This window comes from Psychroflexus torquis ATCC 700755, from assembly GCF_000153485.2.
Lineage (GTDB): Bacteria > Bacteroidota > Bacteroidia > Flavobacteriales > Flavobacteriaceae > Psychroflexus > Psychroflexus torquis.
This window is the reverse complement of sequence record NC_018721.1, coordinates 1,705,417-1,730,404: the sequence shown is the minus strand read 5'-3', so window position 1 is coordinate 1,730,404 and position 24,988 is coordinate 1,705,417. Positions and strand designations below refer to the sequence as shown.

Here is a 24,988-nt window from a genome sequence, read left to right as displayed (position 1 = left end):
ATTCCTGAACACTATAATATGAAGCACATATTCACTATACATTCACCCATCACTTTTCTAATGGCCTTTTCTATCGTAAGTCAGGAAAAATTGAATCAAGAAGATGTGGTGGTTATTTCATCAAACTATACCTTACCTATCCCCTTTGGTATGGTGATACCGGCATTTTCAGAGATTAACCAGTCTTGGTGGTCTAAATTCGCTAGTTTTAATGTTGGAAAAGCATTTGATTTTTACGTTAAAGATATAATTGGTTCAAGTAAGTTTACAGCCTATGTTGATATCATGCATACTTACCAAAAGTTATTGGTGACTCATGAAAATTGTAAAGCTTTTCATTTTTTTGAAGAAGGAACCGACAGCTATATGTTACCCCAATCCTTAGAGGATTTTACAAGAACTGCTGTTTCAGATCAATTCAGAAACAAAACATATCCTAACACTTTAAGAGAAGTCCTTAGGTTACTTCGTGGCTATACCTCAGCCTTGCATTCACTACCATACCATTCGCAGTCCTATCAATATGAAAAAACTAGAAGTTATTATTGTTTAAGCAATTATTGCTACCCAGAAATCAATTCTGCCCAAAAGATTCAGGTTAAGCCCAATTTCGACAAGGAAGAACTAAATATACTATCATCATCAATTCAATTAAATAATGCTATTGTAATAGTTGAGGAAACCTATCCCGATAAATATGGAATAACTGATGAAGAGTATAAGAGAATTCTTGGACTCACTTTCAAGAGGCTTGTTATTGCGAAAGATAATAGTGAAATATACCTAAAGTTGAGACCATCTAAAAAAGATCTGGATTCAAGGTTAACAGGCTTGCTAGATGAGTTAGGTTTTAAATTTAATATTATTCCTAATAACACTTTAGCAGAAGGGCTTTTTTTAAACTCTCAAAACTTGAAAGTGGTAGGCTTTGTTTCATCCTTACTCATGTATGCCAGCATATTTGGTCATGATGGTTATTCCATGATCCATTTAATGAAAAACAAAAAAAAAACAAGATTTGACTCAATTAATGGTTTTGATAAATTAGTTATAAATATTATAAAATAATAATTTTTATTTTATAATTACAGACAATTCTAAGGCACTGCTAGAGAGAGTATTCTTTAAAACAAAATATTTTATTTTGATCCTATTAATAATGGTAAACAACATAATATTCAAAATATTTGCTGAATATTTTCGCGGATGTCTACAGCAATAAATGTCAAAATTATTTTAAAAAAGTCATAGAAATTGAGAATCAAGAATCCCTTCATGCTTTTGTAAAGACTTTAGAGAATAATAATCTACAAATAATTTAAAAAGTGGTAAAAACTTTAAAACAAAAATTAGTTACGATAAGAAACTTCTTAATTTTTAAAAAATATGATTTTTTAGCCAAAGTGAACAAAACTCCTTTTCGCGTAAATCCTGAAGCTAATTTTGTGGTCTCCATCGCGAGTTACCCGAAAAGAGACCCTTTATTAACTGCCGTATATGAAGCCTTAAAAAGGCAAAATTCATTGCCTAAAAAATGGATCTTGGTCTTATCTGAAGAGGATTACCCACAAGGTTTGCCAAAGCACTTAATAAAGCTTGAAAATTTAGGACTAGAAATTTTATGGGTAAAAGACAATCCCTATGCCGTTAAAAAATTGATTCCAGTCATCGAGAAATATCCACACTTTAGTATTATCACTTTAGATGATGATATTATTTATCATCCAAATTTACTAGAAGGATTAATTACAGAAGCTAAGAAATCACCAAATTCAGTTATTGGCTATGTAGGTAAGGCAATGCTTAAAAAAGATAGCAAAGTACACATGTATTACAGGGAAAAACTTCCCGCTTCAAAAACAACCCCATCAGAGCAGGTATATTTAATAGGATGGGGAGGCATTTATTATCCGCCAAAGAGTCTAGATGAACGTGTACTCCATATGGAAGCTGTCCATCGTATTGTGCCAGGTAGAGGCTCTGATTTTTGGTTCTGGGCGGCAGCACATGCAGTTGATACAAAACAGCTCTGCTTGGGAGTACCTACTTCCTATAATTTAGGAATAGCCATACCTCAAAACAACGAGACTAAACCTAAAGACCAACCCGGAACTGAAGTAATTTTAGAACGTTTCCAAATGGCTATTGACTATTTTAGCATCCAAGAAAAGCTATTGAGTATCTTGCCAGATAAATAAAATATAGCACACAAATTAAAATTTAGAATGACGAATAATTTTCAAAAAGGTAATTTAATATTACTTTTTTTAGTGTCCCCTCTTTTTGGTATCATCATCTTATTAAAAAGTAAAAGCGAAAAATTTATTACATTTTTTGGGACCTTATTTATGGGAATTGTAGGAAGTGTATATGTTTACAGACCAGGTTCAGATGGGCATTCTCACCTTATGAATGCGAAAGAGGAATACCTCAATCTTTCATTAGCAGACTTTTTTATTCAAACCTTTCAGTTATTAGCACTTCAGCAAGTGGAAGGAGCAAAAGATATTTACATGCATAGCATTTCCTATCTGTCCGCATCCGTTTTACAAGCCCCAGAATTAATTCATGTATTTTCTGGTTTTGTATTGGGTTATTTTTTCACTAAATCGGTCTTGTTGGTTTTGAAGAACCACTTAACCACAAAAAAAGGGGCTATTCTAATTGGTTTTATAGTTTTGTTTTTATTTATAAGGAGTGTTGGTGCTTTAAATTCCATACGTATGTGGACAGGGATGTGGGTTTTCTTTTATGGAACCTACAGCTTTGCCTTAACAAAAGAGAAAAAATATCTTTTCATTATCCTGTTTTCAATAATTGTACACTTTTCTTATGTGGTTTTTATAATCCCCGCTGCCTTTGCCTATTTATTAAGATATAGAAAGTATATCTTAATATCAGTATACATAATATCATTTTTTGCCTCCCTTAGTTTTACTAGCATAGAGTCTTATTTGCCTCAAACATCGTTAGTTGAAAATCAGACACAGTCAAATGTTATAGCTTCGGAAGCAGATGCTGAAAGATATAGTGAAAGAAATGATAAGCAAGAAACAGGGAGTCAAAATTTTTATAAAAGGTATGGGCCAGGTTTCTATCAGACTTTTAATATTGTAGGTTTAACTTTAATATTACTCTTTTTTTATTTGAATAAACGAGCAGATCCTAATTTAATTTCTCTTATTTCAGTAGGAATTGGTATATATACTCTCGCCAATTTTTTAGACTTCTCACCATCAATACAAGGTAGAGCAAAAATGATAGCCTCTCTTTTTATTTTGGCTGCAGCCATTCATTTACAGTTAACTCTAAAAAGTTGCAATTGGAGTAGAAAGAGTATAAGTTGCCTAAACAAAGGCTTGAGTTTGTTTTTAATTTTCTCTATCCCGATGTTTTTGTTTCAAGTTTCTTATTTACTCGAAAATTTTAGTCTATTTTCTGTCTTTCTTCCACAGGTGTCTTGGTTTTTGGGAGATGACGACTTTTCAATACGAACGGCTATAGGAATATTTTTATAAAACTAATCGACTATGAATATTGCACTATTTTTAACTCAAAAATTGGATCCAAATGCTGGTGGGGTTCAAAGGAGCTCATCTAAGTTAGCTAAGATTTTTCAATCAAACCAACACTATTCCATTATTATTTCTGTTGGAAACCACGCCACTGCACAAGAAGATTTTGAAGGGATCACACTTTATTATATTAATATAAAAGATGAAAATCAATTAAAAATTATTTTAGAAAAAGAGGCTGTTGATTTTATTATAAATCAAAAGGGATATTCTTTGAGTTTAACCAAGTTACTACTTAAAAATAAACCATTAAAAACAAAGATGATCAATACCTTGCGGATCAACCCGCTCAATTTCTATGGCAACCATAAAGACATTATAAAAGAACTGTTTAAAAGTAAAAAAATAGATTTTTTAAATATCTTCCTTACCAGAAAATTTATTTTAGGATACCATATTTTAAAACAAAATATTGAACTGCGTTTTATTGTTAAAAACACTGATGCTTTCGTGATGCTATCTGAAAGATTTAAGCCTGAACTCTTTTTTCTAGCACCTTCACTTAAAAAATTTGATGCTAAAATCTTCGGTATAGGAAATCCTTTCCAAAGGCCGAAATTAGATATTGCTACTTTAGATAAAGAAAATATCGTGTTATTCGTGGGACGTCTAAATGTTCCTCAGAAAAGAGTGGACCTTTTGCTACAAATTTGGAAAAAGCTACATGGTGAAATTCCAGATTGGAAATTCTGGGTAGTTGGGCATGGTGAAGAAAGGAACAAAATGGAAGCCTTTTGCAAAGCACATAAGCTAGACAGAGTAATTTTCTTTGGTAAAGATAACCCCAACGAATATTATAAAAGAGCTAAAATTTTTCACATGACTTCTGCGTATGAAGGTTTTGGAAATGTCTTGGTCGAAGCCCAAAGCTTTGGTTGCGTGCCAGTGCTCTTTAACTCGTATGCAGCGGCTCTAGACATTGTGATACATAATGAAAATGGCATCTTAGTTACTCCTTTTAATATCGATAAATATGTAGAGGAAACCAAAGATTTGATAATGAACTCTTCTAAGTTGAATCAATTAGCCGTCAACGGTTATGAACACGTAACTAAGTTCTCTTACGAAGAGTCTTATAAAAAATGGGATCGTATATTTAAGACTTGAATCCAGCTTTTGATTGAAAAAGAATTAAAAATTAGTAGATTTTAAGGTTAAAAAATATAATCAGAAACCTATCTAATATTCCAAGTTGGCGAATCCAAAGTAAAATTCTAATCATTGAATCAGACGATTGGGGAAGTATAAGAACTAAAGATAAAAAAACACCAGATAAATTAAATGAGATAATAAGTGTGGTAACCAGTGTTCTATACACTCAATTAGACAGTAGTTTAAAAGCTGAGGATATAACAGCTTTATTTGATGTGCTTGTTTCGGCTAAAGATGCTAAAAGAAATCCTGCTTTTAACTGCCTATGGGTTTCAAACCCGCTTTCGAGGTAAATAAAGCTTCAAATTTTGAGGAATTTTATTACAAACCGTTTACAGTTTACAGAGACCTTAAAGGAATATAGCCAAGAAGAAGATTTATTTGGTCTTTGGCAAAACGGGGTACAAAAAAAACTATTTATACCTCAATTACATGGTAGAGAACATCTTCATGCCTTGGCGTGGTTAGCTGAACTAAGAGCAGGAAATAAAGAATTGCTAAAAGCTTTTGATTTGGAAACTTGGGGAATTCCTTATCAAGCGCTCGTAAAACAAAACCGTTTAAATTTACAAGCATCTTTAGATATTTATAATGTGGAAGCTGAAATCGATTACCATAAAAAGTAGGTGTTAGACAGTGCGAAAAAATTTTAAAACCAATTTAGTTTTAAAACAAAAAGCTTTATTATTCTAGCCTATACATGGCATTCAGATATTCATCCTAACTTAATGCTAGCAGAAATAAAGACACTGCAAGGCATCAAGTTACAATATGAGCCAAGGCATTATAAAAAAACCAATTATAACAGGAAACCTCATTATATAGGTGAAAGAGATAAATCTAGTGGTATCATCCATGCGCCTAGGAATGGCTTTTTCGAACCTTATTTAGCTCCGCATAAAGACTGAGTTAATTCAACATTAAAAGAAATACAAACTGCTTTTGACAAAAAAAACCTGCCATTATTGGAAGTCATCGTATTAATTATGCAGGCAGGCTAGACCAAAATCACAAAGATAAAACCTAGCAATGCTGAGAGAGGTTTTACAACAATTGGTTAAGAAATACCCAGTCGTTGAGTTTATAGATAGTGGATGATTAGCTGATATAATTTCTTAAACGTTAATTTGGTTTAGTGTAGATGAAAAGGACGCAATTTTTTAGCTGCTTTAAATAAATTCACTAAAAACTACAGTATTTACAAATTCTCAATTTAAAGTTTAATATAAATCAAATCATATTCTTAAAGTCAATTGTTTAAATTAAATATGATGATCAAACAGCAAAGACATATCCAATCACATAGATATATACATTAAAATAGTAAAAGAAATAAATATATCAAAGCATTTTTGCAAAGTATTTAAATTAATAAAAAAACAGCTGTAAAATTTACTTGAGTTGCTGTAAATTAATCTAGATTACATTTCACAATAATATTAAAAACAATAACTAAGTGATACAAGAATCAAACAAACCGCATGTATTTAACTTAAAGTCAATAGGTAGTTCTGACTTAGGTTATATAACCGTTGCTGAGTATCAAAATCAAATTTCTTTTGAAATTAAACGAGTATACTGGACGTATTATACACCTAACCAAGTTACAAGAGGACATCATGCCCATAAAGTTTTGCAGCAGTGTATTTTTGCTGTAAGTGGTAAAATTGAGTTCGAGTTAATTAATCCAAATGGAGAAAAACTAAATTTTATTTTAGATTCACCTGAAAAAGGATTGTACATACCGAAAATGTATTGGAGGACAATTAAATTTTCTCATAACGCTGTTTTACTTTGTTTGGCATCTGAAATTTATGTTGAAGATGATTATATAAGAGACTTTGATGAATTTATAAATTACAAATTCAAATGATACATAATCTAGCAGATGTGCAATCCAAATCGATAGGTGAAAATACAGATATCTGGCAATTTTCGGTAGTTTTGAAAGGGGCTATAATAGGTTCAAATTGCAATATAAATTGTAATGTGTTCGTGGAAAATGATGTTGAAATTGGTAATAATGTAACCGTTAAGTCTGGTGTGCAACTATGGGATGGCTTAAGAATTAAAGACAATGTTTTTATTGGACCAAACGTAACTTTTACAAATGACAAAAAACCAAGATCAAAAGTTTATCCAGTAGAATTTCCACATATCATCATTGAACAGTTTGCTTCAATTGGAGCAAACGCTACTATTTTACCGAGTATAAACGTAGGTAAATACGCAATGATAGGTGCTGGCGCAGTAGTAACTAAAAATGTTTTAGCACATCAAGTTGTCATAGGAAATCCAGCTAAGTTAATTGGTTATATCACTCCTGATAGTATTAGAGTAAGTGTTGCTTTGCTTGGTGAAGATGGTTTCAATTATAAATATGAAAGTGAAAATTTAATTAAACTTAAATAATGATAAAATTTCTTGATTTAAAAGCCATTAATTTACAATACCAATCTGAAATAGAAGCAGCTATTAAGAAAGTAATTGATTCAGGTTGGTACATTAAAGGTAAAGCAGTTGAAGACTTTGAAATTAACTTCGCAAACTACTGCGGTGTCAATCATTGTATAGGTGTTGCCAATGGATTGGATGCCTTAATTCTAATTTTTCGAGGCTTAATTTTACAAGGAAAGCTAGAAGAAGGTGACGAAGTCATTGTGCCAGCAAATACCTATATAGCAAGTATTTTAGCTTTAACTCAAAACGGCTTAATACCTGTTTTAGTAGAGCCTGATGAGACTAGTTTTAATTTAAGCTTAGATAGAGTTAAATCAAAAATAACACATAGTACCAAAGCTATTTTAAGTGTTCATTTGTATGGACAACTGGCTGAGGATATAAGTAGCTTTTGTGAAGAAAACCACTTATTATTAATAGAGGACGCTGCACAAGCACATGGTGCTCGGACTGAGCATGGAAAAAAAGCAGGTAGTTTCGGCATAGCAGCCGGTTTTTCATTTTATCCTGGTAAAAATTTAGGGGCCTTAGGAGATGCGGGTGCAGTTACCACTAATGATAAGGAACTTGCAAAACTCATAGGTCAATTAGGAAATTATGGGAGTGAAAAAAAATATCATAATTCGTTGCCAGGTATTAACAGTCGCTTAGATGAATTACAGGCTGCAATACTTGATGTTAAACTGAAATATATAGATGAGGATATTATAAAGCGTCGCAAAGCAGCGACTTATTATTCTAAACACATTACCAATCCCAAAATCAATTTAGCAAAATGGGACAAAGAGACCGTCAATCATGTTTTTCATTTATTCGTTATTCGCTGTGAACAAAGAGATCAGCTTCAAGACTACTTAACTGTAAATGGTATTCAGACGGTTATACATTACCCCATACCACCACATAAACAACAAGCTTATAAAGCTTGGAATAGTTTTAGTTTCCCAATTACGGAGCAAATACACCGGGAAGTATTAAGTATTCCATTAAGTCCAGTAATTACTAGAGAAGAACAAGATCAAGTAATAAAAGTTTTAAATGATTTTTAAGTTAAGTGCATATTTTAATTGTATCAACAAATTATTTACTGCTTAGAAGGGTTTGTAAAAGGCTATCTTATTAATATTAAATCATTTTTACAATTATTTCTGTAAAAACCACTATTTTTTAAAATGAACTAATTGTCGTTAGATTATAACTTAAGCTTCTGTTCATCTTAAACTTTTTTACACCGAACTAAACTCCAATAGCTAGTTTCAAATATAAAAAAACAAGATTTGTATGTTTTTTAACTCGATTGACTTTGCGTTTTTTCTACCTATTGTTTTTGTACTTTATTGGTTTGTAACTAATAAAAATTTAAAACTGCAGAACTTACTAATTGTATTTGCAAGCTATCTGTTTTACGGCTGGAGGGATTGGAAATCCCTGTCTTTAATCGTCTCCAGTACATTAGTTGATTATACTGTAGGAAGATTATTAAAAAATGAATATATAAAGAGATGAAAATTTTTATTATGCATTAGTATTTTAATTAATTTTTTTTTGGACTTTTCAAATATTATAATATTTTTTCTAGATAATTTTATCACAGTATTTTGATTTTTTGGTCAAGAAATAAGTCCAAATAGATTAAATATAATACTACCTGTAGGAATAAGTTTCCATACATTTCAAACCTTAAGTTATAACATAGATGTTTACAAAAAAAACTTAGAACCAACAAAAGATCTTATTGCATTTTCTGCTTTTGTTAGTTTTTTTCCTTTATTAGTTGCAGGGCCAATTGAATGGGCGACACATTTACTTCCTCAGTTCTATAAAAAAAGAAAATTTGACTCTAACTTAGCAGCAGACGGACTAAGACAAATACTTTTAGGGTTATTTAAAAAAGTAGTAATTGCTGATAATTGTGCTGAATATTCCAATCATTTGTCAGAAATTGGAGTAAAGAAGCTATCCATTAAATTGGATAGATTGACAGAATAAAATCAAAAAATAGGAAATATTGAAAATAGAAGTTTAAGCATAAATTTCTATGAAATTTAAATACATTATAAATGAAAAAATATCGTTTTACAGTTGTTACTCCTTGTTATAACTCAGAAAAATTTATAAAGAGGGTTTTTGATAGTCTTAAAAAGCAAACTTTTAAGAATTTTGAATGGTATGTGATAAATGATGCATCAACTGATAAAACTAGTCATGAAATTAAGAAATTCTCAGAAACAGTAGATTTCCCTGTGATTTTTCATGATTTAGAAAAAAATCAAGGTTTGTATAATAATATTAATCAAGCTATAAGTGATGCTAATGGTGAATTTTTTATTCTTTATGGGCATGATGATGAAATAAGCAAAGATGCTCTAGAAACATTTGATTCTCTTTTTACCAAATATAATAGTCCAAATATTGGTTCTATATATGCCTTAGCTAAAGATCAGACTGGTAAACTCGTAGGAAAAAAATATCCTAAAGATGAGTTTATTTCTAATTATTGGGTACAATTTTTTGACCTCGGAAATGAGGCTGAAAAGTTTCAATGTTGGAAAACAGACTATTTAAGGGAATTTTATCCATTACCAACAAAAAAACCAAATGGCCAATCAAGCTCATGGTTGTGGGGGAAATTTGGTATGAAATACCAAAGTATATTTATAAACAAAGTATTAAGGACATATTATACAAACGTTGAAACTTCAATAACAGCAACTTCAAATAGAGAGTCTAACCCAAATATGACTTTTAATTATCATGTAACTTGGGTGAATGAATTTCAATATCATATTAAAAATAAAAAGAGAAGATATAGAGGGGTTGGTGCTTGTGTTTCTCATGGTATTTTATCAGGAAAGTCCATTTGGCAGATATTACCTAAAATAGAAAAAAACTCAAATAAACTAATTTGTTTGCTGTTTTATCCTATTGCAATCTATTATAATAAACGAAATAAATAATTTTTAAAAAACGTTAAGATGGCTAATTTATTTTTGTATTTGGGTTCTCCAAAAACAACAACATCCTCTTTACAGATTTTCTTTCAAGACTTAAAACATCAAAAAATTAAATATTATGGTGCCTTTCTACCTAGAAATGAAAAGAAAATGGATTTACTCAAAAGCTAGTTTCTGATGTCAAGACTATATTTTAAAGTTAATAATTAGAGATCTCAATAAAAATGTTAATGTTCCAATTTCTGAGGAAATAATTATTTAAACTTGTGAAATATATAAATTCGAACTGGTAGTAGATGCTTTAAATAGTCATAATAATTTTAATAGATTACAACAAGTTAATCACAGGTTATTATAGATTAAATGAAATAATCAATAATCTTAAGGAGGATAATATTATTAAAGTTAATCCTGAAAAAGCAAATATTTCAAAAAACAAAAATAGACAGCGATATTCTAAGGAAATGACTTTAAAACAAAAAATTTCAATAATCATTCATAAAATCCCATTTTCAAAATCTCTTAAAGGTTTATGGTATAGTAAGATTTTAATAAAAAACATACCCAATATCAGAATTAGAAAAGAAAAGAAAATAGAAACATCTTCTGACTCTATAGAATTAATTCATTATGATAAAATATATTATAGTTTAATTGAAGATTTACATTAATGATTTGTTTTCAAGCTATATACTATTGAAGTATTGGTTAAAAACCCCAACTCAAAAAAATCAATTTATTGAGTTAGTCATTTAGTTTCCATATCTTATTCTCAATAAAAACAATGGTTATGAAAGTATTCAAAGTTCAAAATATACCTAGTTTTGTAAATGAACTACCAAATGATGATGCTTGTAAAACATATTTAGCTAAAATTAAATGGCAAGATGGTTTTAAATGTATGAAATGTGATCATACCAAAGGCTGTGAAAAAGCGGGTTATATATCATTGCTACGGTTGCAATCATGTCGAAAATGCCACAGCAAACACCTTATTTCATAAAGTAAAATTTGGTTTGCAAAAGGTATTTTGTGTCGTATTTGAGATAAGTACGAGAACTAAAAGTGTTTCTAGTATTCAAATGGGAAGAGATATGATATTTGACAAGTCACAGCTTTGTATATTATGCAGAAAGTTTGAAAATCAATGAAGAGTAGTCAAAAATATTCTCTAAATGAAATAGTTCATGTTGATGAATTTATTGTAGGAGGGAAAAAAAGCAAAGCAGAAGCTATGGTTCTAAAAAGAAAAAGGCAGTAATAGTAGTAAAATTAAACGTAAAACATCAAATAAAAATAGTGTACGTTAAGTCTTTAGATGATAATTCAGCGAAATCATTAATTTCAATACTTAAAGAATATATAAGTCTTTCAGCAAAAATCGTTACCGATAAATGGAGAGGTTATGCTCCGCTTAATAAAAGCTACGATATAGAGCAAAAACTAAGTAATAAAGGGAGAAACTTTAAAGAACTACATGTGGTAATTATGCAGTTGAAATCTTGGTTAAGGGCTATACCAACTTATGTTAGCAAATGGCATGTGCAAAGCTATTTCGACGAATTCTGTTTTATAATTAATCGATCTCAATTCAAACAAAGTATTTTTCATAAGACTATTGAAGGAATGGGAATAGCTAAACCGATTTATCATAAAGATATAAAATAGAGTCCAAGTGTGTAACTCAAAAAAATTAAATCTATCATACATAAATTTTAATTAATTTTGTTATTCTATGAGTTTAAAAGTATGATGCTAAAAGTTTTTTAGCCTGAAAAACTTAAATATACAAACGATGCTTTTCTATACTCAAAAAAGTGATCTAAGAATAGTTGAAAATTTCAGGAGTATGACCCTTCTGAAAAAGCAAAAATTCAAGTTAACAACTATCTAGGTTTATTATGTCAACATACAATAGCTGCTGGCCTAAAATTGCCCGTAAGTTTAAGAATCAGAAATTTATTATGTAAGTTTTATGCAAATAAATCTCTGAATTTAAACCGAGGTAATAAAATTTTGCTCATTGCTATCTTAAAATTGTAGCTGTGGAATCATTATAAAAAATCGAATATACAATTAGAGGAATTACTTAACCGAGATCTGCTTAAGTTGAATTATTATTAAAACACAGAAATGCAAATCTTAACCAAATTTAAAAAAAATATAATCAATATTCCTGGTTGGAAAACCAATAGGAAAATAATTGTATTTGAAAGTGACGATTGGGGTAGTATTCGAATGCCCAATAACAATGCGATGCAACAATTCATCTCTCTAGGGTATAATCTGAATAAAAATCCATATTGCAGGTATGATACACTAGCAGATTCAGCCGATTTAAGTTCACTTTTTGAAGTGTTACGTCGCTATAAAGATGAAAAGGGAACACATCCAAAATTTACTTTTAACACAGTAATGGTAAATCCTGAATTTGACAAAATTAAGGCAACAGGATTTAATGAATACTTTTATGAACCTTTTACAAAAACAATCGAGGATTATTACCCTAAAGAAAATGTATTTAATCTTTGGAAACAAGCGATAGGTGATGGTCTAATGTATCCCCAATTTCATGGAAGAGAACACGTAAATGTACCTATTTGGCTAAATCAATTAAAAAATAGTAATCCAGCTTTGAACGCTGCTTTTGATTTACATTTCTGGGGTATACCAAAAGAATTATATGGCGAAAATAGAATAAATATTCAAGCAGCATTTAGCTCAGCGGATGAAGAGCATCTAGATTTTTACAAAAACAATATTATGGTAGGAACTAAAATGTTTGAAAACATATTTGGATTTAAATCTGATACTTTTATCGCTAATAATTATACCTTTCCAAAATCGCTTTATAGAGTATTACATGATTCTGGTATTAGAGGAATTCAAAGTATGAGATATCACAAAATTCCTAATAAAAAGGGTAATCCAACTTTAAAACCTGTTTATACCGGAAAGAAAAATAGCTTAAAACAAACTTATACAGTTCGGAATTGTGTTTTTGAGCCGTCACAAATGCCTATTAATTATGATAATATAGGAAATTGTTTAAATGAAATCAGTAATTCTTTCTTTTGGAAAAAACCTGCAATATTAACAAGTCACAGGTTAAACTTTATTGGCTCTATTGAAGAGGATAACAGAACACATAACTTAAAATTATTAGAAGAACTAATTCAAAAAATCCTTAAAAGATGGCCTAATGTTGAATTTATGAGTAGCAATGAGCTAATTAAACTTATTGATGATAATAAAAACGAAGAAAAAAAGGAACACTTAATGTAAAGCTTATCACTTAGAGTTTAACCAAAATATAACATCCTAATTAGAAAAAATATCTAATTGTTATAACCTTATTTATTAGAGACTTCAAATACTCAAGACTTCATCTTCATGCTATGCCACAAATTGGTGAAATTAATGATGTTTGGGTTATAGTGATAGTCTAGGGAGTGCAAAATACTCAGGAATTAAAATTTATAAGCTTTCGCCAAAAAAAATAAATTAAATAACAAAGTTGGCTCATTAAATTCAAAAGTATTCAAAGCATCCAAAGCGTTAATTTTAGAAGATATCAATAAATATCATACTATTTTTAAAAAAGAAAAAGCTTATCAAGAGGATGAAATTGACAATTAATTACATTACATGCGTCGGATGCTTAACCTTTGTATGGAGGTAATTAATGACAAAGCACCACTTTTTAAAATTTTTACGAGCCCTAACGTTATTGCTTACATGCGATCTTTAGAGGTAAGTGTACGGAATGATAAAGTGTATTAATATGTTAAAAATTTTTCAAATAAAATTCCTGAAGTCTCCTAGGCAAGAACAGGCAAGCGGTTTATGTATAATAAAGATATACCAGAACAACAGAAGAAAAAAGTTGCACAACTAAACAGACATTGTACAGTTTAAGAACCGCATGATTAAATTTTATCTTGCGTCGATTCAAACAAAGCCTATTTATCATATGTAAATATTGATGTTTTTAGAATAATAATGAAAGAAATAAGACGTTTTCCTAAATATATTTTTGACTATTTGGAATTGATACGATGGATAATTTCATACACTAAACCTTAACAGACTTATAAAGAAGAACTTGAACTTTTATACCACCTAGTTCAAAATCCTTAACGCTTAAGACTAAAATTGAGTATCGAATATTAACAAAGGCTAGGAAATTAAAATATGATATTCTTTAAATAAATGTATAAAATAACTTGTATTATTCATTCACTAGGTATTGGCGGTATGGAACGGGTAATGTCCATTTTGCTCAATGATTTTGTGCAAAGGGAACATATTGAAGTTACTCTTTTATTGATAGGTAGAGATAGAGTGGTAGAATTCGATTTGGACAAAAACATAAAAATATTCAGACCAAAATTTACGTTTGATCACACCAAAAGAAACTGGTCTACTTTAAAGACTATGTGGTTTATTAGAACAAACATTCAGCGGATTCAACCTGATTGTATCTTATCTTTTGGTGAAATGTGGAATAATTTAGTGTTGATGTCACTAAAAGGTAAAAAAAATAAAGTCTATATTTCTGACCGTAGCCAACCCAATAAAAATTTGGGAAGACTTCATAATACCTTAAGAAATCAACTTTACCCCAATGCCAGCGGATTTATTGCCCAGACATCACAGGCAGAAACAATTGCCAAAAATAACAATTGGAATAAGAATATAGCGATTATTGGGAACCCCATAAGAGTTTTAGATTTACCTGATGTTGAGAAAGAAAATTTAGTATTGACCGTAGGACGTCTTATTCCTACTAAAAATGTTGATCAACTCATAAACATTTTTTCAAATATTAATAATCAGGACTGGCAATTACAAGTGGTTGGGGGCAACGCCAAACAATTAAATTTGTTAGGCCAATACATAACTCAAGTAAAAATCTTGGGGAAAACCGAACAAATAAAATTATTAGGTCAACAAAAAGATGTTGAATATTATTTAGCCAAGAGCAAAATATTTGCATTCATGTCTACTTCCGAAGGTTTTCCCAATGCCTTAGGAGAAGCCATGGCAGCTGGTTGTGCTTGTATCGCTTATGATTGCGTGGCAGGACCATCAGATATGATAGATGATGGTGAGAATGGTTTTTTAATTCCTATAGGTAATAAAGATTTATTTCAACAAAAACTAAAAATTTTAATGCAAAATCAAGTTCTAAGAGAAGAATTTAGCCTTAAGGCTAAGGAAAAAATGAAAATATTTCAAGCAGATAAAATAGCACTAGAATTTTATAAAACTATTACTTTATGAGACTCGTTATTAATACTTCGCACCAACGTTTTGGGGGAGCAATACAAGTGGCGCTATCATTTATTACCGAGTGCAAAAATTTCCCTGAACATGATTACCATGTATGGATTGGCCATGGTGTGGGAAAGTCCTTAAGAACAGAAGATTTCCCTAGTAATTTTTACTTTTATGAATTTGATTTTGGACCTATCAATTTTAAAAAAATTAGAGAAATTCAAAATACCTTAAGTGTATTAGAACTAAAAATCAATCCAGAAGTAATCATCTCAACCACTGGACCAACTTATTTTCACTCCAAAGCCCCTCAGATCATAGGTTTTAATTTGCCCTTGTATATTTATCCAGAATCACCTTACATTCAAGAGATGTCTTGGAAAGCCAAGTTGAAATTAGCTTTAAAAAGGAAAGTGCATTTTCATTATTTTAAGAGGGATGCCATCGCTTATGTCACCCAAACTGATGATGTAAACCAAAAGGTTCGTAAAGTATTACACACAGATAAAGTGTTTACCGTAACCAATACTGCAAGTAATTACTATAAAAATTGGAAGATTTATCCTAATCTATTGCCCGAAAAGAAAGCTAAAGTCTTTCGATTTATTTGTATATCCTCCTATTATCCACATAAGAATTTAGAATTGATTCCTAAAATACTTGAAATTTTAGCACAAAAAGAGATTAACAATGTTGAGTTTGTAGTGACGCTTAAAGAGAATGATTTTAAAACAAATATCGGACAACATAAGCAAATCTATAATATTGGACCAGTGTCTCCTGAGGTTTGTCCTTCATTATACAATGAGTGTGATGCTTTGTTTTTACCAACATTAGCAGAATGTTTCTCAGCTTCTTATCCAGAAGCGATGATGATGGAGAAACCAATTATTACGACCGATTTGGGTTTTGCTAAAAGTATTTGTGGAAATGCAGCACTTTATTTTAAGCCTAAAGAGGCTACTTCCGCAGCAAAGTGTATTATCCAATTACTTGAAGATGAAAGCCTACATAATCAACTTATTCAAGAGGGCAGAGAACAGCTTAATAAATTTGATTCTCCAAAGATGAGAGCAAGAAAATACCTTGAATTGTGTGAGCGTTATAAAGTTTCAGATAGGCTTGCCTAAATTGAAAGCAAGCCTCTTATTTAATAAAAAAGTTAAGAACTATTTCCAATATAATTTTAAAATAGTATAAAATGTCTAAAGTTGTAAATAACCTCAAAAATATAATTGGCAAATCTGTCAAACAAAAATATTTAGTAATTGAAAGTGACGATTGGGGAAGTATTAGGATGCCTTCACTAGCAGCATTAGAACGACTAAAATCTAAAGGACTTTCGCTTGAAAAGGGTGAAAGCAAAAGGTATAATAATACAGATACATTAGCGTCTAAGCAAGATTTTGAGCATCTATATGATACGCTCTCAAAATTTAAAGATAACGATGGCAACTCACCAGTATTCACAGCGGTCAGCGTAGTGGCAAATCCAGATTTTGACAAAATAAAAGAAAATAATTTCGAAAAATTTGAATTTGAGCCATTCACAACTACTCTAGAACGTTATGGACAAAGCAATGCCATATCTATGTGGAAGCAAGGAATAGATGAAAACTTATTTTATCCTGAATTTCATGGACGAGAACATTTAAATGCTAATGTTTGGTTAAGACAATTACAGGCCAACGACAAAGCAACTCGATTAGCTTTTGATGAAGGCTGTTGGGCAATCAATACAAAAACACCCTATAATATCAATTACCAAGCGGCATTTGATGTCGAGAAAGTAGAAGATATCCAGAATCAAAAGGAAATTATAAGCACAGGATTAGATTTATTCGAACAAATTCATGGTTACAAATCAGTATTTTTTGTACCACCAAATGGAAAGTTCAACAACCAATTAGAGGAAATTTCAGCGCAGAAAGGCATCAAATTTATGGGTGCATCAAAAGTACAAAGTGAATCTCGAGGTAATAACAAATTCAAAAAGCACTTTCATTGGCTCGGACAAAAAAATAAACATGGACAAATTTATTTAACTAGGAATGCTTTTTTTGAACCCAACGCCCCAAATAAAGATTGGCACAATGACTGTCTTAACAACATATACTATGCTTTTAAATGGAACAAACCAGCAGTAATTAGCTCTCACAGAACAAATTACATAGGCTCACTAATTCAAAATAATAGAGAGCACGGATTAAAAGCTCTAGAAAAACTTTTAAAAGAAGTATTAAAGCGCTGGCCAGAGGTCAGGTTTGTAACCTCAACCCAATTAGGAGATGCTATGTAGTAGCGAAGACAAAAATTAGAAGGTTTTACTAACGACAAATCTAAATAATAAAAATGATTCGTTTTATGTTTTGTTGAGTTAAGACTAAAATTTTGCAAGAATATCAATATGCATTTTTTAAACGTTTTACTGCACTCATTGTCATTGGTTATATAAGACATTTAAAAAATAAGTTGGTACAACATGGTGACCTAGCACATTATTTAGGTACGATTAAATAATATCTTTTTAATTTCAAGAAGATTCAAGACACATAAATCAATCTATTGTTCAAACAATAACCTTAGTTTTTAATGAAAAACACTAAAATATACATCGCAGGTCATCGCAGTATGGTAGGCTCTGCTATTTGGAGGGCATTAGAGGGTAAAGGCTTTACCAATCTTATAGGAAGAACAAGTAAGGAATTAGATTTAAAAAATCAACAAGCAGTAACTGTTTTTTTTGAAACTGAAAAACCAAAGATTGTGATTGATGCAGCGGCTCGTGTGGGTGGAATTTTAGCCAATAAAGAGTATCCTTATCAATTTTTGATGGAGAATCTGCAAATTCAAAACAACCTGATTGTAACAGCACATCAAACAAAAGTTGAAAAGTTTATTTTTTTAGGATCTTCATGTATTTATCCCAAATTGGCACCACAACCGCTTAAAGAAGAATATTTGCTTACAGGTGCACTAGAGCCAACAAATGAATGGTACGCGATAGCAAAATTGCTGGGGTAAAAGCATGTCAGGCCATACGTCAACAATATGGAAAAGAGTATGTGAGTTTAATGCCGACGAATCTATACGGATCGCACGATAATTTTGATTTGCAAAAGTCCCACGTTTTACCAGCCATGTTACGAAAGTTCCACGATGCAAAAATCAAAGAAGGAAAAACAGGGATGAGTGAGCCTGTCGAACTCTGGGGGACAGGAAGTCCAAAAAGAGAATTTCTACATGTAGATGACTCAGCGCAAGCGGTTTACTATGCTTTAGAAAATCCTCTAGAAGAACATCTTTATAATGTAGGGACAGGTACAGACCTGAGTATTAAAGACCTAGCTGAAAAAATACAAAAAATTGTTGGTCACCAAGGTGAAATTCAATGGAATTCTAGTAAGCCAGATGGGACACCACGAAAACTATTAGATGTTTCAAGATTAAATGAACAAGGTTGGATACATGAAATTGATTTAGAAGGAAGTATAAAAATGACTTATAATTGGTTTTTAGAAAATGAATTTAAGGAAGTTAAAATAAAATAAATATTCTCTATATGAAAGATGTAATAGTATTTTCTCATTTAATGAAAACAGCGGGTAGTGCATTGTTAGGATCTTTGGCACAATATTATGGACCTAAAGTTTTATATATTAATAAAGGATCTCGTATAGAAGATACAAGATATAGTACTGATTATCTAGAGAGAGATCTTGATAAGAAAAAAGGTATAACAAAGGTTTTATTTGGACATTGTATAAGGCCTCATATTAATTTTAATGTATCTGGTTATAACTTTCGGTGGTCAACTTTTTTAAGAGAACCTAACAAACGGTATTTATCACATTATTATCATTCTTACCACTTTACGTCTAATAACTTTAAAAACAAACGTTATAATGGGATGAGTGAATTAAATATTGAAGAGTGGGAAAAAATAGACCAAAATTCCAATTACCAATGTAAATTCATCTCCGGTGAAGCTAATGCTCAAAAAGCTATAGATATTATTGAAAATAAATTTGAATGGGTTGGCATTACAGAAGAATTTGAAAGCGGTATTAATTCATTTAAAACCTATTTTGATATAGAAGATTTAGATTATAAAAACATAATCACCAATCAAAGTATAGCAAATAAGGAAGATAAAGAATTAATGAAAGCTAAATATGCTGGTTTTATTATGGACATGAATAAAGAGGATAAAATATTGTATGATTACGTTAAAAAAAATATTTGGCCAAGATTTAAAAGTATAGAGCCTAAAAGGGAGATGAGCTTGAAATCTAGTCCATTAATAAAGCAATATAACACATTGGCTTTCCATATTGATAATCAATTAAATTTTAATAAAACAAAATTAAGTAGGAAGAATCTTATGCGGTTTTACAAAAGATGGTTTTAAATAAAACTTGAATTCAACTAATAAATGCAATTTTCAGATTTGAGTTAAAATATTTTTCAAAATAGAAAAAGAGAAGAAAATCTCTCATTCGTATTTTGAAAGTGAGGCTATGTTTACTGCTTCAAATCGCTAAAATAAAGTTGCAATGAAACAACTTAACAATAAACAGAGATATACAATTTCAAGTATGCTTTAAGCTAGCTTTTCACAAAAGAAATTGCTAAAGCCATCAACAAGAGCAAGTCTGTTATTAGTAGGGGAATAAAGGGTAATGCTAATGGCCGAAATGAAGAGTATCGTCGTCATATATCATATAACGCAGGTACTGAAACTGACTTAAGTATTAAAGAATTAGCGCTAACCATACAACATATCGTTAAACACAAAGGTGAAATTCAATGGGATTCTAGCAAACCAGACGGGACACCACGAAAATTATTAGATGTCTCTAAACTGCATCAAGAAGGGTGGCGTCATCAAATCAATCTAGATGTAGGTATTCAAAGTAGATACGATTGGTTTCAAAGTCATATTGACACTATTAAGGACATTAAGGTAACCAAATAGATGTCAGAAGACTTATCATTTCGAGCCTGCCTGAGTTCCTTGGTAGGCAGTTGGTTTGAAGAGATTCGCAGAAATCTATTGAAAACGTATCGAGAAGTCATCGATAGCTCTTTTGAGTATAGTTGAAGTACATTTTACAAAGAAAACCTATAAAACCTAAGCTTAAAAAAACAATGCAGTAAAGCGCATAAACGATTAAACAAACAAAAAATGTCAAATAAAGTTCATGTCATACTATCAGGGGGCTCAGGAAGTCGTTTATGGCCTTTGTCAAAAAAGTCTAGAACCAAACAGTACATACCACTTTTCGATAAGAAAAACTTATTTGAAATTACCTTAGACAATAACCAAAAGTTTTGCGATGAAATCTTGGTGGTAGGCAATATCGATAACTACGAATTGTCGTTAAGTGCTTTACAAGAAAACGTCACCAATACGTACCAAGTTATTGTAGAGGCATTGTCTAAAAACACAGCGGCAGCCATTGCTTTTGCAGCACTATCTTTAGAAGAAGATGATTTTATGCTCGTGACGCCCTCTGACCATGTTATAGAAGATGAAAAAGCCTATGAAAAAGCCCTAAACGAAGCTTTTGATTTTGCAGAAAAAGACTACTTAGTAACTTTTGGAATTCAACCTACAAAACCAGAAACAGGTTATGGCTACATTCAAAGTGAGGGTTCCAATGTGGTTGCATTTCATGAAAAACCTAATAAAGACACAGCAAAATCATTTGTGGAGGCTGGGAATTACCTATGGAACAGTGGTATTTTTTGTTTTAAAGCCAAAACATACCTTGAGGAATTAAGTGCATTCCGCCCCGATATTCTAGAGGCCTGTAAAAGCGTGATGAATTTGAAGCAGACAGATTTTTTAGATGCTGTTGAATCAAAAAAAATTCCATCAGAAAGTATTGATTATGCAGTGATGGAACACTCCAAAAAGATAAAGGTGGTTAAAGGTACTTTTGAATGGTCTGATTTAGGTTCTTTTGAAGCATTGTTCGACTATTTTTCTTCAAAAAATGCTTATGTCCAAGATTCAAACCTCGTCATTGCAGAAACAGCTCATGTTGAGTTACATGGGTTAGAAAACACGATGGTTATTCAAAGCGGAGAAGCTATCTTAGTAATGCCTATTGAGCAATCGCAAGAAGTGAAAAAGATTTATCAAAGATTATTGAAAACAAATACTAAACTAATTGAATAATATGGAACACGAAGAGCGTCCTTGGGGAAAGTATTTTGTGCTTGAAGATGCACCAACACATAAAGTAAAACGAATTGAAGTAAAACCAGGTGGGAGACTTTCTTATCAATACCACCACAAACGTTCTGAAGTATGGACAATTGTTCAAGGTAAAGCGAGAATCACACTAAATGATGTGGATACGGATCATGCAGCAGGAAATGTCATTGAAATTCCATTAGATGCAAAACATCGTATTATGAACATTGGTGAAGAAACTCTTGTTTTTGTAGAAGTACAACTGGGAACCTACTTTGGCGAGGATGATATTGTTAGAATAGAAGATGATTACAACAGAGAATAAAAATTGTAAAAGCTGAATTTTTATACTGTAAAATGTTAATTTTGACAAAATGTTATAATAAGGTTTAGACCTTTGTTTGAATTACAAATTAAATAAGAGATACATAATCAAATAATTATATAATTGAAATTTTATGAAAAATGCACTAGTTCTAGGAGGTGGCGGTTTTATTGGTGGCCATTTAGCGAAGAGATTAAAAAAAGAAGGGTTCTATGTTAAAATAGTCGATATAAAGCCAAATCATGAGTTTTGGGATCACCAATTGATTTGTGATGAATATATGGAAGGGGATTTAAGAGACCCTCGCATAGTTGAAAAAGCTTTTGAAAACAAACAAAATGTGTCCTATGATGAGGTGTACCAGCTAGCTGCTGATATGGGTGGAGCACTTTATATTTTTACGGGTGAGAATGATGCCAATGTGATGCATAATTCAGCATTAATCAATCTAAATGTTGCCCATGAATGTGTTAAAAATAAAATTGGAAGGGTCTTTTACTCATCTTCTGCTTGTATGTATCCAGAACACAACCAATTGGATGCAGATAATCCAAACTGTGAAGAAAGTTCGGCCTATCCTGCCAACCCTGATTCTGAATACGGTTGGGAAAAACTTTTTTCAGAGCGTTTATTCTTAGCTTTTAGCAGGAACTATAAATTAAGCGTGAGAGTAGCAAGATTTCATAATATTTTTGGCCCAATGGGAACCTGGATTGGAGGTAAAGAAAAAGCACCAGCTGCCATGTGTCGTAAGGCTGCAGAAACAGCCGATGGTAGTTCAATTGAAGTTTGGGGTGATGGAAAACAAACAAGATCATTTTTACATGTTGATGAGTGCGTTGAAGCTGTTCTGAGATTTATGAGACAAGACCACTTCAATGGGCCTGTAAATATTGGCTCGGAAGAGATGGTTACGATTAATCAATTGGCAGAAATGGCTATTAAATTATCAGGTAAAAATATTTCAATTGATAATCTTGAAGGTGAAGAATTCATAGAAAAATATGGTTTCTCTTGTCCTGTTGGTGTGAAAGGGCGTAATAGTGACAACAAACTTTTCAAGGAAAAAATGGGTTGGGAAGCAAATCTTACCTTAATTGAAGGCATGAAGACTACTTTTGAATGGATTGACGAACAGGTAAAACTTCAAACAAATAAATGGCAAAGACGATACTGTTGTAATTTTAGATCAGCATCTGGCTATCTTCAATAGATATGCTAGATGCGCTGTCTAAAAAATACAAAAAGTGTGTTATTATTGCAGGAACAATCGTAGAGAGAGAAACAAAACTATCAGAAGATTATGTTTGGCATAAAATAGTTAAATATGATAAAAAAACACCTGTACGTAGAATTTATACATGGGTGCTAGCTTCTCTACAAATGTTTTGTTTGTTGCTTTTTAAATATAGAGCAGCAAGGGTTATTGCGATTACTAATCCACCTTTTGCGCCCTTTGTTCCTTATATGTTAAAACTGAATTATGACGTACTTGTCTATGATTTAATTTTAGATGCTTTGGTCAATTTTTCATATGTTAAAAAGAAAAGTTGGATTGTTGAACGAGCCGAAAGTCTCTCAAAAAAAATGTTTAAGAATGCTCAAAATATTTATACTCTTACACCTGAACTTGCCGAACAAGTCCGAAACTATACAGATAAAGACATTAAAATAGTACCGATATGGACCAACAATGACTTCTTTAAAATTATTAATAAAGATGAAAATTTAATTATTGATAAGCTACAAATCGATAAATCCAAATTTGTAGTCACTTATTCCGGAAACTTAGGTAAAACCCATCCAGTAGAATTAATTGTGGCATTAGCAGAAGTCTGCATTGAAGAAAATTTCTACTTTATCATTATTGGGGGGGGGCATAAATTTGAATTAATTAAATCTTTAATTGCAGAAAAAAATATCTCAAATATTACACTACTTCCATGGCAACCGATAGAATTATTACCTCACAATATGCAAGCAGGCGATGTAAATGTGGTAACCCTAGAGGATTATGCATCGCATCTCAGCATACCGAGTAAAACTTATAATTTACTTTCCGTTGGGAAACCTATTCTTGCAATTTGTTCAGAAGAATCTGCTTTAGCAAAATTAATTGATACCCGAGCGTGCGGAAAATCTTTCAAGTCTAGAGATTTATTATTGATTAAAGACTTTTTAATTGAATTAAGTATAAATCAAAAAAAGTATAATGATTATGCAGAAAATGCAAAAAAGGCATCGTTTAGCTTTACTAAAGAAAATGCAAAATCTTTTCTTTAATAAATCTTGATTTGACTTCATCGCTTTACTTTTGATGCTCGCAATTAAAACCGAAAAAATAAGCCTGATGTATTCTAAATAAAACAAATGGTTTAAGTTAGTCCGGTCTTTAATTTTATAAAATTGCCACAAGAACTAATATTATTTAATATAAATAATGTTAACAAATCATTATATGTACGAATTATATTTTAAAAGATTATTTGATTGGCTTTTTTCATTTTTCATGATCCTAATATTATTTATTCCTTTTATAATCGTTTCAATATTAATTAAAATTGATTCTAAAGGATCTATTTTCTTTATGCAAGAAAGACTAGGCAAAAACAAGATACCTTTCAATGTTTATAAATTAAGAACAATGTCACATAAGAAAAGAAAAATTGAACAGGTGTATAAGAATGATGCAGAAATTACAGGCGTTGGTTATTATTTACGTAGATTTAAAATAGATGAGATGCCTCAAGTTATTAATATATTTTTAGGGGATATGGCTATCATAGGGCCTCGACCATGTCTTCCAAATGTATTAGAAAAGTATAATTTAGATGATTATAGGTTTAAAGTTAGGCCAGGTTTAAGCAGTATTGCTGGTGTTAACGGGAGTATTTATTTGAGTTGGAAAGAAAAATGGTGGTATGACAAATACTATGTAGAGAATTTAAACTTTCTATTAGATTTAAAGATTTTTCTAAAAACATTTTTAATCATATTTCAAGGTGAAGATAAATTTATTAACAAGCCAAAATTATAA

21 protein-coding genes and 3 pseudogenes are annotated in these 24,988 nt (G+C 31.1%); all 24 read left to right on the top strand.

Going from position 1 to position 24,988, the window contains the following annotated elements:
* Positions 1 to 18 precede the first annotated feature (18 nt).
* Positions 19 to 1,068 carry a polysialyltransferase family glycosyltransferase gene (locus P700755_RS07465; RefSeq protein WP_015024095.1) on the top strand — a complete coding sequence of 350 codons (1,050 nt, stop codon included), beginning with the start codon at positions 19 to 21 and terminating at the stop codon, positions 1,066 to 1,068.
* Positions 1,069 to 1,325: 257 nt separating this feature from the next.
* Positions 1,326 to 2,198: a hypothetical protein gene (locus P700755_RS07460; protein WP_015024094.1), complete on the top strand. Its 873-nt coding sequence runs from the start codon at positions 1,326 to 1,328 to the stop codon at positions 2,196 to 2,198.
* A gap of 27 nt (positions 2,199 to 2,225) precedes the next feature.
* Positions 2,226 to 3,518, top strand: coding sequence for an EpsG family protein (locus P700755_RS07455; RefSeq protein WP_015024093.1), 1,293 nt, complete (start codon positions 2,226 to 2,228; stop codon positions 3,516 to 3,518).
* Between the two features lie 12 nt (positions 3,519 to 3,530).
* Positions 3,531 to 4,682 carry a glycosyltransferase gene (locus P700755_RS07450; RefSeq protein ID WP_015024092.1) on the top strand — a complete coding sequence of 384 codons (1,152 nt, stop codon included), beginning with the start codon at positions 3,531 to 3,533 and terminating at the stop codon, positions 4,680 to 4,682.
* A gap of 353 nt (positions 4,683 to 5,035) precedes the next feature.
* Complete coding sequence (locus P700755_RS07445; RefSeq protein WP_041758222.1) at positions 5,036 to 5,353, top strand: hypothetical protein; 318 nt, start codon at positions 5,036 to 5,038, stop codon at positions 5,351 to 5,353.
* Positions 5,354 to 5,455: 102 nt separating this feature from the next.
* Positions 5,456 to 5,635: a hypothetical protein gene (locus P700755_RS07440; RefSeq protein WP_041758220.1), complete on the top strand. Its 180-nt coding sequence runs from the start codon at positions 5,456 to 5,458 to the stop codon at positions 5,633 to 5,635.
* Between the two features lie 548 nt (positions 5,636 to 6,183).
* On the top strand, positions 6,184 to 6,600 hold the full coding sequence (locus P700755_RS07435; protein WP_015024091.1) for a sugar 3,4-ketoisomerase: 417 nt from the start codon (positions 6,184 to 6,186) through the stop codon (positions 6,598 to 6,600).
* A complete protein-coding gene (locus tag P700755_RS07430) occupies positions 6,597 to 7,139 on the top strand; it encodes an acyltransferase (protein ID WP_015024090.1) in 543 nt (180 codons plus the stop codon). The genes P700755_RS07435 and P700755_RS07430 overlap by 4 nt, the downstream gene beginning before the upstream one ends.
* Complete coding sequence (locus P700755_RS07425) at positions 7,139 to 8,236, top strand: DegT/DnrJ/EryC1/StrS family aminotransferase (RefSeq protein ID WP_015024089.1); 1,098 nt, start codon at positions 7,139 to 7,141, stop codon at positions 8,234 to 8,236. The genes P700755_RS07430 and P700755_RS07425 overlap by 1 nt, the downstream gene beginning before the upstream one ends.
* A gap of 232 nt (positions 8,237 to 8,468) precedes the next feature.
* Positions 8,469 to 9,122: pseudogene (locus P700755_RS20640) on the top strand (MBOAT family O-acyltransferase); the annotation flags it as partial.
* 125 nt (positions 9,123 to 9,247) lie between these two features.
* Positions 9,248 to 10,144 (top strand): glycosyltransferase family A protein, encoded by an 897-nt coding sequence (locus P700755_RS07420; RefSeq protein WP_015024088.1) that lies wholly within the window; start codon positions 9,248 to 9,250, stop codon positions 10,142 to 10,144.
* 18 nt (positions 10,145 to 10,162) lie between these two features.
* Positions 10,163 to 10,312, top strand: coding sequence for a hypothetical protein (locus tag P700755_RS19905; protein ID WP_015024087.1), 150 nt, complete (start codon positions 10,163 to 10,165; stop codon positions 10,310 to 10,312).
* A 619-nt stretch (positions 10,313 to 10,931) separates the two neighbouring features.
* A pseudogene (locus P700755_RS07410) lies at positions 10,932 to 11,809 on the top strand (IS1595 family transposase).
* Positions 11,810 to 12,397: 588 nt separating this feature from the next.
* Positions 12,398 to 13,426: a hypothetical protein gene (locus tag P700755_RS07405; RefSeq protein ID WP_157609268.1), complete on the top strand. Its 1,029-nt coding sequence runs from the start codon at positions 12,398 to 12,400 to the stop codon at positions 13,424 to 13,426.
* A 927-nt stretch (positions 13,427 to 14,353) separates the two neighbouring features.
* A complete protein-coding gene (locus P700755_RS07400; protein ID WP_015024084.1) occupies positions 14,354 to 15,427 on the top strand; it encodes a glycosyltransferase in 1,074 nt (357 codons plus the stop codon).
* Positions 15,424 to 16,551, top strand: coding sequence for a glycosyltransferase (locus tag P700755_RS07395; RefSeq protein ID WP_015024083.1), 1,128 nt, complete (start codon positions 15,424 to 15,426; stop codon positions 16,549 to 16,551). The genes P700755_RS07400 and P700755_RS07395 overlap by 4 nt, the downstream gene beginning before the upstream one ends.
* Before the next feature lie 71 nt (positions 16,552 to 16,622).
* Entirely contained in the window at positions 16,623 to 17,720 is a 1,098-nt protein-coding gene (locus P700755_RS07390) for a polysaccharide deacetylase (protein ID WP_015024082.1), read from the top strand.
* Positions 17,721 to 18,013: 293 nt separating this feature from the next.
* A pseudogene (locus P700755_RS07385) lies at positions 18,014 to 18,972 on the top strand (GDP-L-fucose synthase family protein).
* 11 nt (positions 18,973 to 18,983) lie between these two features.
* A complete protein-coding gene (locus P700755_RS07380; protein ID WP_015024081.1) occupies positions 18,984 to 19,832 on the top strand; it encodes a sulfotransferase family 2 domain-containing protein in 849 nt (282 codons plus the stop codon).
* Between the two features lie 777 nt (positions 19,833 to 20,609).
* Positions 20,610 to 21,608 carry a mannose-1-phosphate guanylyltransferase gene (locus tag P700755_RS07375; RefSeq protein WP_015024080.1) on the top strand — a complete coding sequence of 333 codons (999 nt, stop codon included), beginning with the start codon at positions 20,610 to 20,612 and terminating at the stop codon, positions 21,606 to 21,608.
* Between the two features lies 1 nt (position 21,609).
* Positions 21,610 to 21,951 (top strand): phosphomannose isomerase type II C-terminal cupin domain, encoded by a 342-nt coding sequence (locus P700755_RS07370; protein ID WP_015024079.1) that lies wholly within the window; start codon positions 21,610 to 21,612, stop codon positions 21,949 to 21,951.
* Positions 21,952 to 22,084: 133 nt separating this feature from the next.
* Complete coding sequence (locus P700755_RS07365; RefSeq protein ID WP_015024078.1) at positions 22,085 to 23,164, top strand: NAD-dependent epimerase/dehydratase family protein; 1,080 nt, start codon at positions 22,085 to 22,087, stop codon at positions 23,162 to 23,164.
* A 2-nt stretch (positions 23,165 to 23,166) separates the two neighbouring features.
* On the top strand, positions 23,167 to 24,234 hold the full coding sequence (locus tag P700755_RS07360) for a glycosyltransferase family 4 protein (protein ID WP_015024077.1): 1,068 nt from the start codon (positions 23,167 to 23,169) through the stop codon (positions 24,232 to 24,234).
* A 157-nt stretch (positions 24,235 to 24,391) separates the two neighbouring features.
* Positions 24,392 to 24,988, top strand: a complete 597-nt coding sequence (locus P700755_RS07355) for a sugar transferase (protein WP_342626347.1) — start codon at positions 24,392 to 24,394, stop codon at positions 24,986 to 24,988.

Coding starts and splice junctions, on each gene's coding strand:
- P700755_RS07390 (WP_015024082.1), top strand. CDS start 16,623: ATGTCTAAAGTTGTAAATAACCTCAAAAATATAATTGGCAAATCTGTC.
- P700755_RS07450 (WP_015024092.1), top strand. CDS start 3,531: ATGAATATTGCACTATTTTTAACTCAAAAATTGGATCCAAATGCTGGT.
- P700755_RS07380 (WP_015024081.1), top strand. CDS start 18,984: ATGAAAGATGTAATAGTATTTTCTCATTTAATGAAAACAGCGGGTAGT.
- P700755_RS07455 (WP_015024093.1), top strand. CDS start 2,226: ATGACGAATAATTTTCAAAAAGGTAATTTAATATTACTTTTTTTAGTG.
- P700755_RS07400 (WP_015024084.1), top strand. CDS start 14,354: ATGTATAAAATAACTTGTATTATTCATTCACTAGGTATTGGCGGTATG.
- P700755_RS07375 (WP_015024080.1), top strand. CDS start 20,610: ATGTCAAATAAAGTTCATGTCATACTATCAGGGGGCTCAGGAAGTCGT.
- P700755_RS07370 (WP_015024079.1), top strand. CDS start 21,610: ATGGAACACGAAGAGCGTCCTTGGGGAAAGTATTTTGTGCTTGAAGAT.
- P700755_RS07355 (WP_342626347.1), top strand. CDS start 24,392: ATGTTAACAAATCATTATATGTACGAATTATATTTTAAAAGATTATTT.
- P700755_RS19905 (WP_015024087.1), top strand. CDS start 10,163: ATGGCTAATTTATTTTTGTATTTGGGTTCTCCAAAAACAACAACATCC.
- P700755_RS07440 (WP_041758220.1), top strand. CDS start 5,456: ATGCTAGCAGAAATAAAGACACTGCAAGGCATCAAGTTACAATATGAG.
- P700755_RS07365 (WP_015024078.1), top strand. CDS start 22,085: ATGAAAAATGCACTAGTTCTAGGAGGTGGCGGTTTTATTGGTGGCCAT.
- P700755_RS07395 (WP_015024083.1), top strand. CDS start 15,424: ATGAGACTCGTTATTAATACTTCGCACCAACGTTTTGGGGGAGCAATA.
- P700755_RS07360 (WP_015024077.1), top strand. CDS start 23,167: ATGCTAGATGCGCTGTCTAAAAAATACAAAAAGTGTGTTATTATTGCA.
- P700755_RS07465 (WP_015024095.1), top strand. CDS start 19: ATGAAGCACATATTCACTATACATTCACCCATCACTTTTCTAATGGCC.
- P700755_RS07420 (WP_015024088.1), top strand. CDS start 9,248: ATGAAAAAATATCGTTTTACAGTTGTTACTCCTTGTTATAACTCAGAA.
- P700755_RS07405 (WP_157609268.1), top strand. CDS start 12,398: ATGCAACAATTCATCTCTCTAGGGTATAATCTGAATAAAAATCCATAT.
- P700755_RS07430 (WP_015024090.1), top strand. CDS start 6,597: ATGATACATAATCTAGCAGATGTGCAATCCAAATCGATAGGTGAAAAT.
- P700755_RS07425 (WP_015024089.1), top strand. CDS start 7,139: ATGATAAAATTTCTTGATTTAAAAGCCATTAATTTACAATACCAATCT.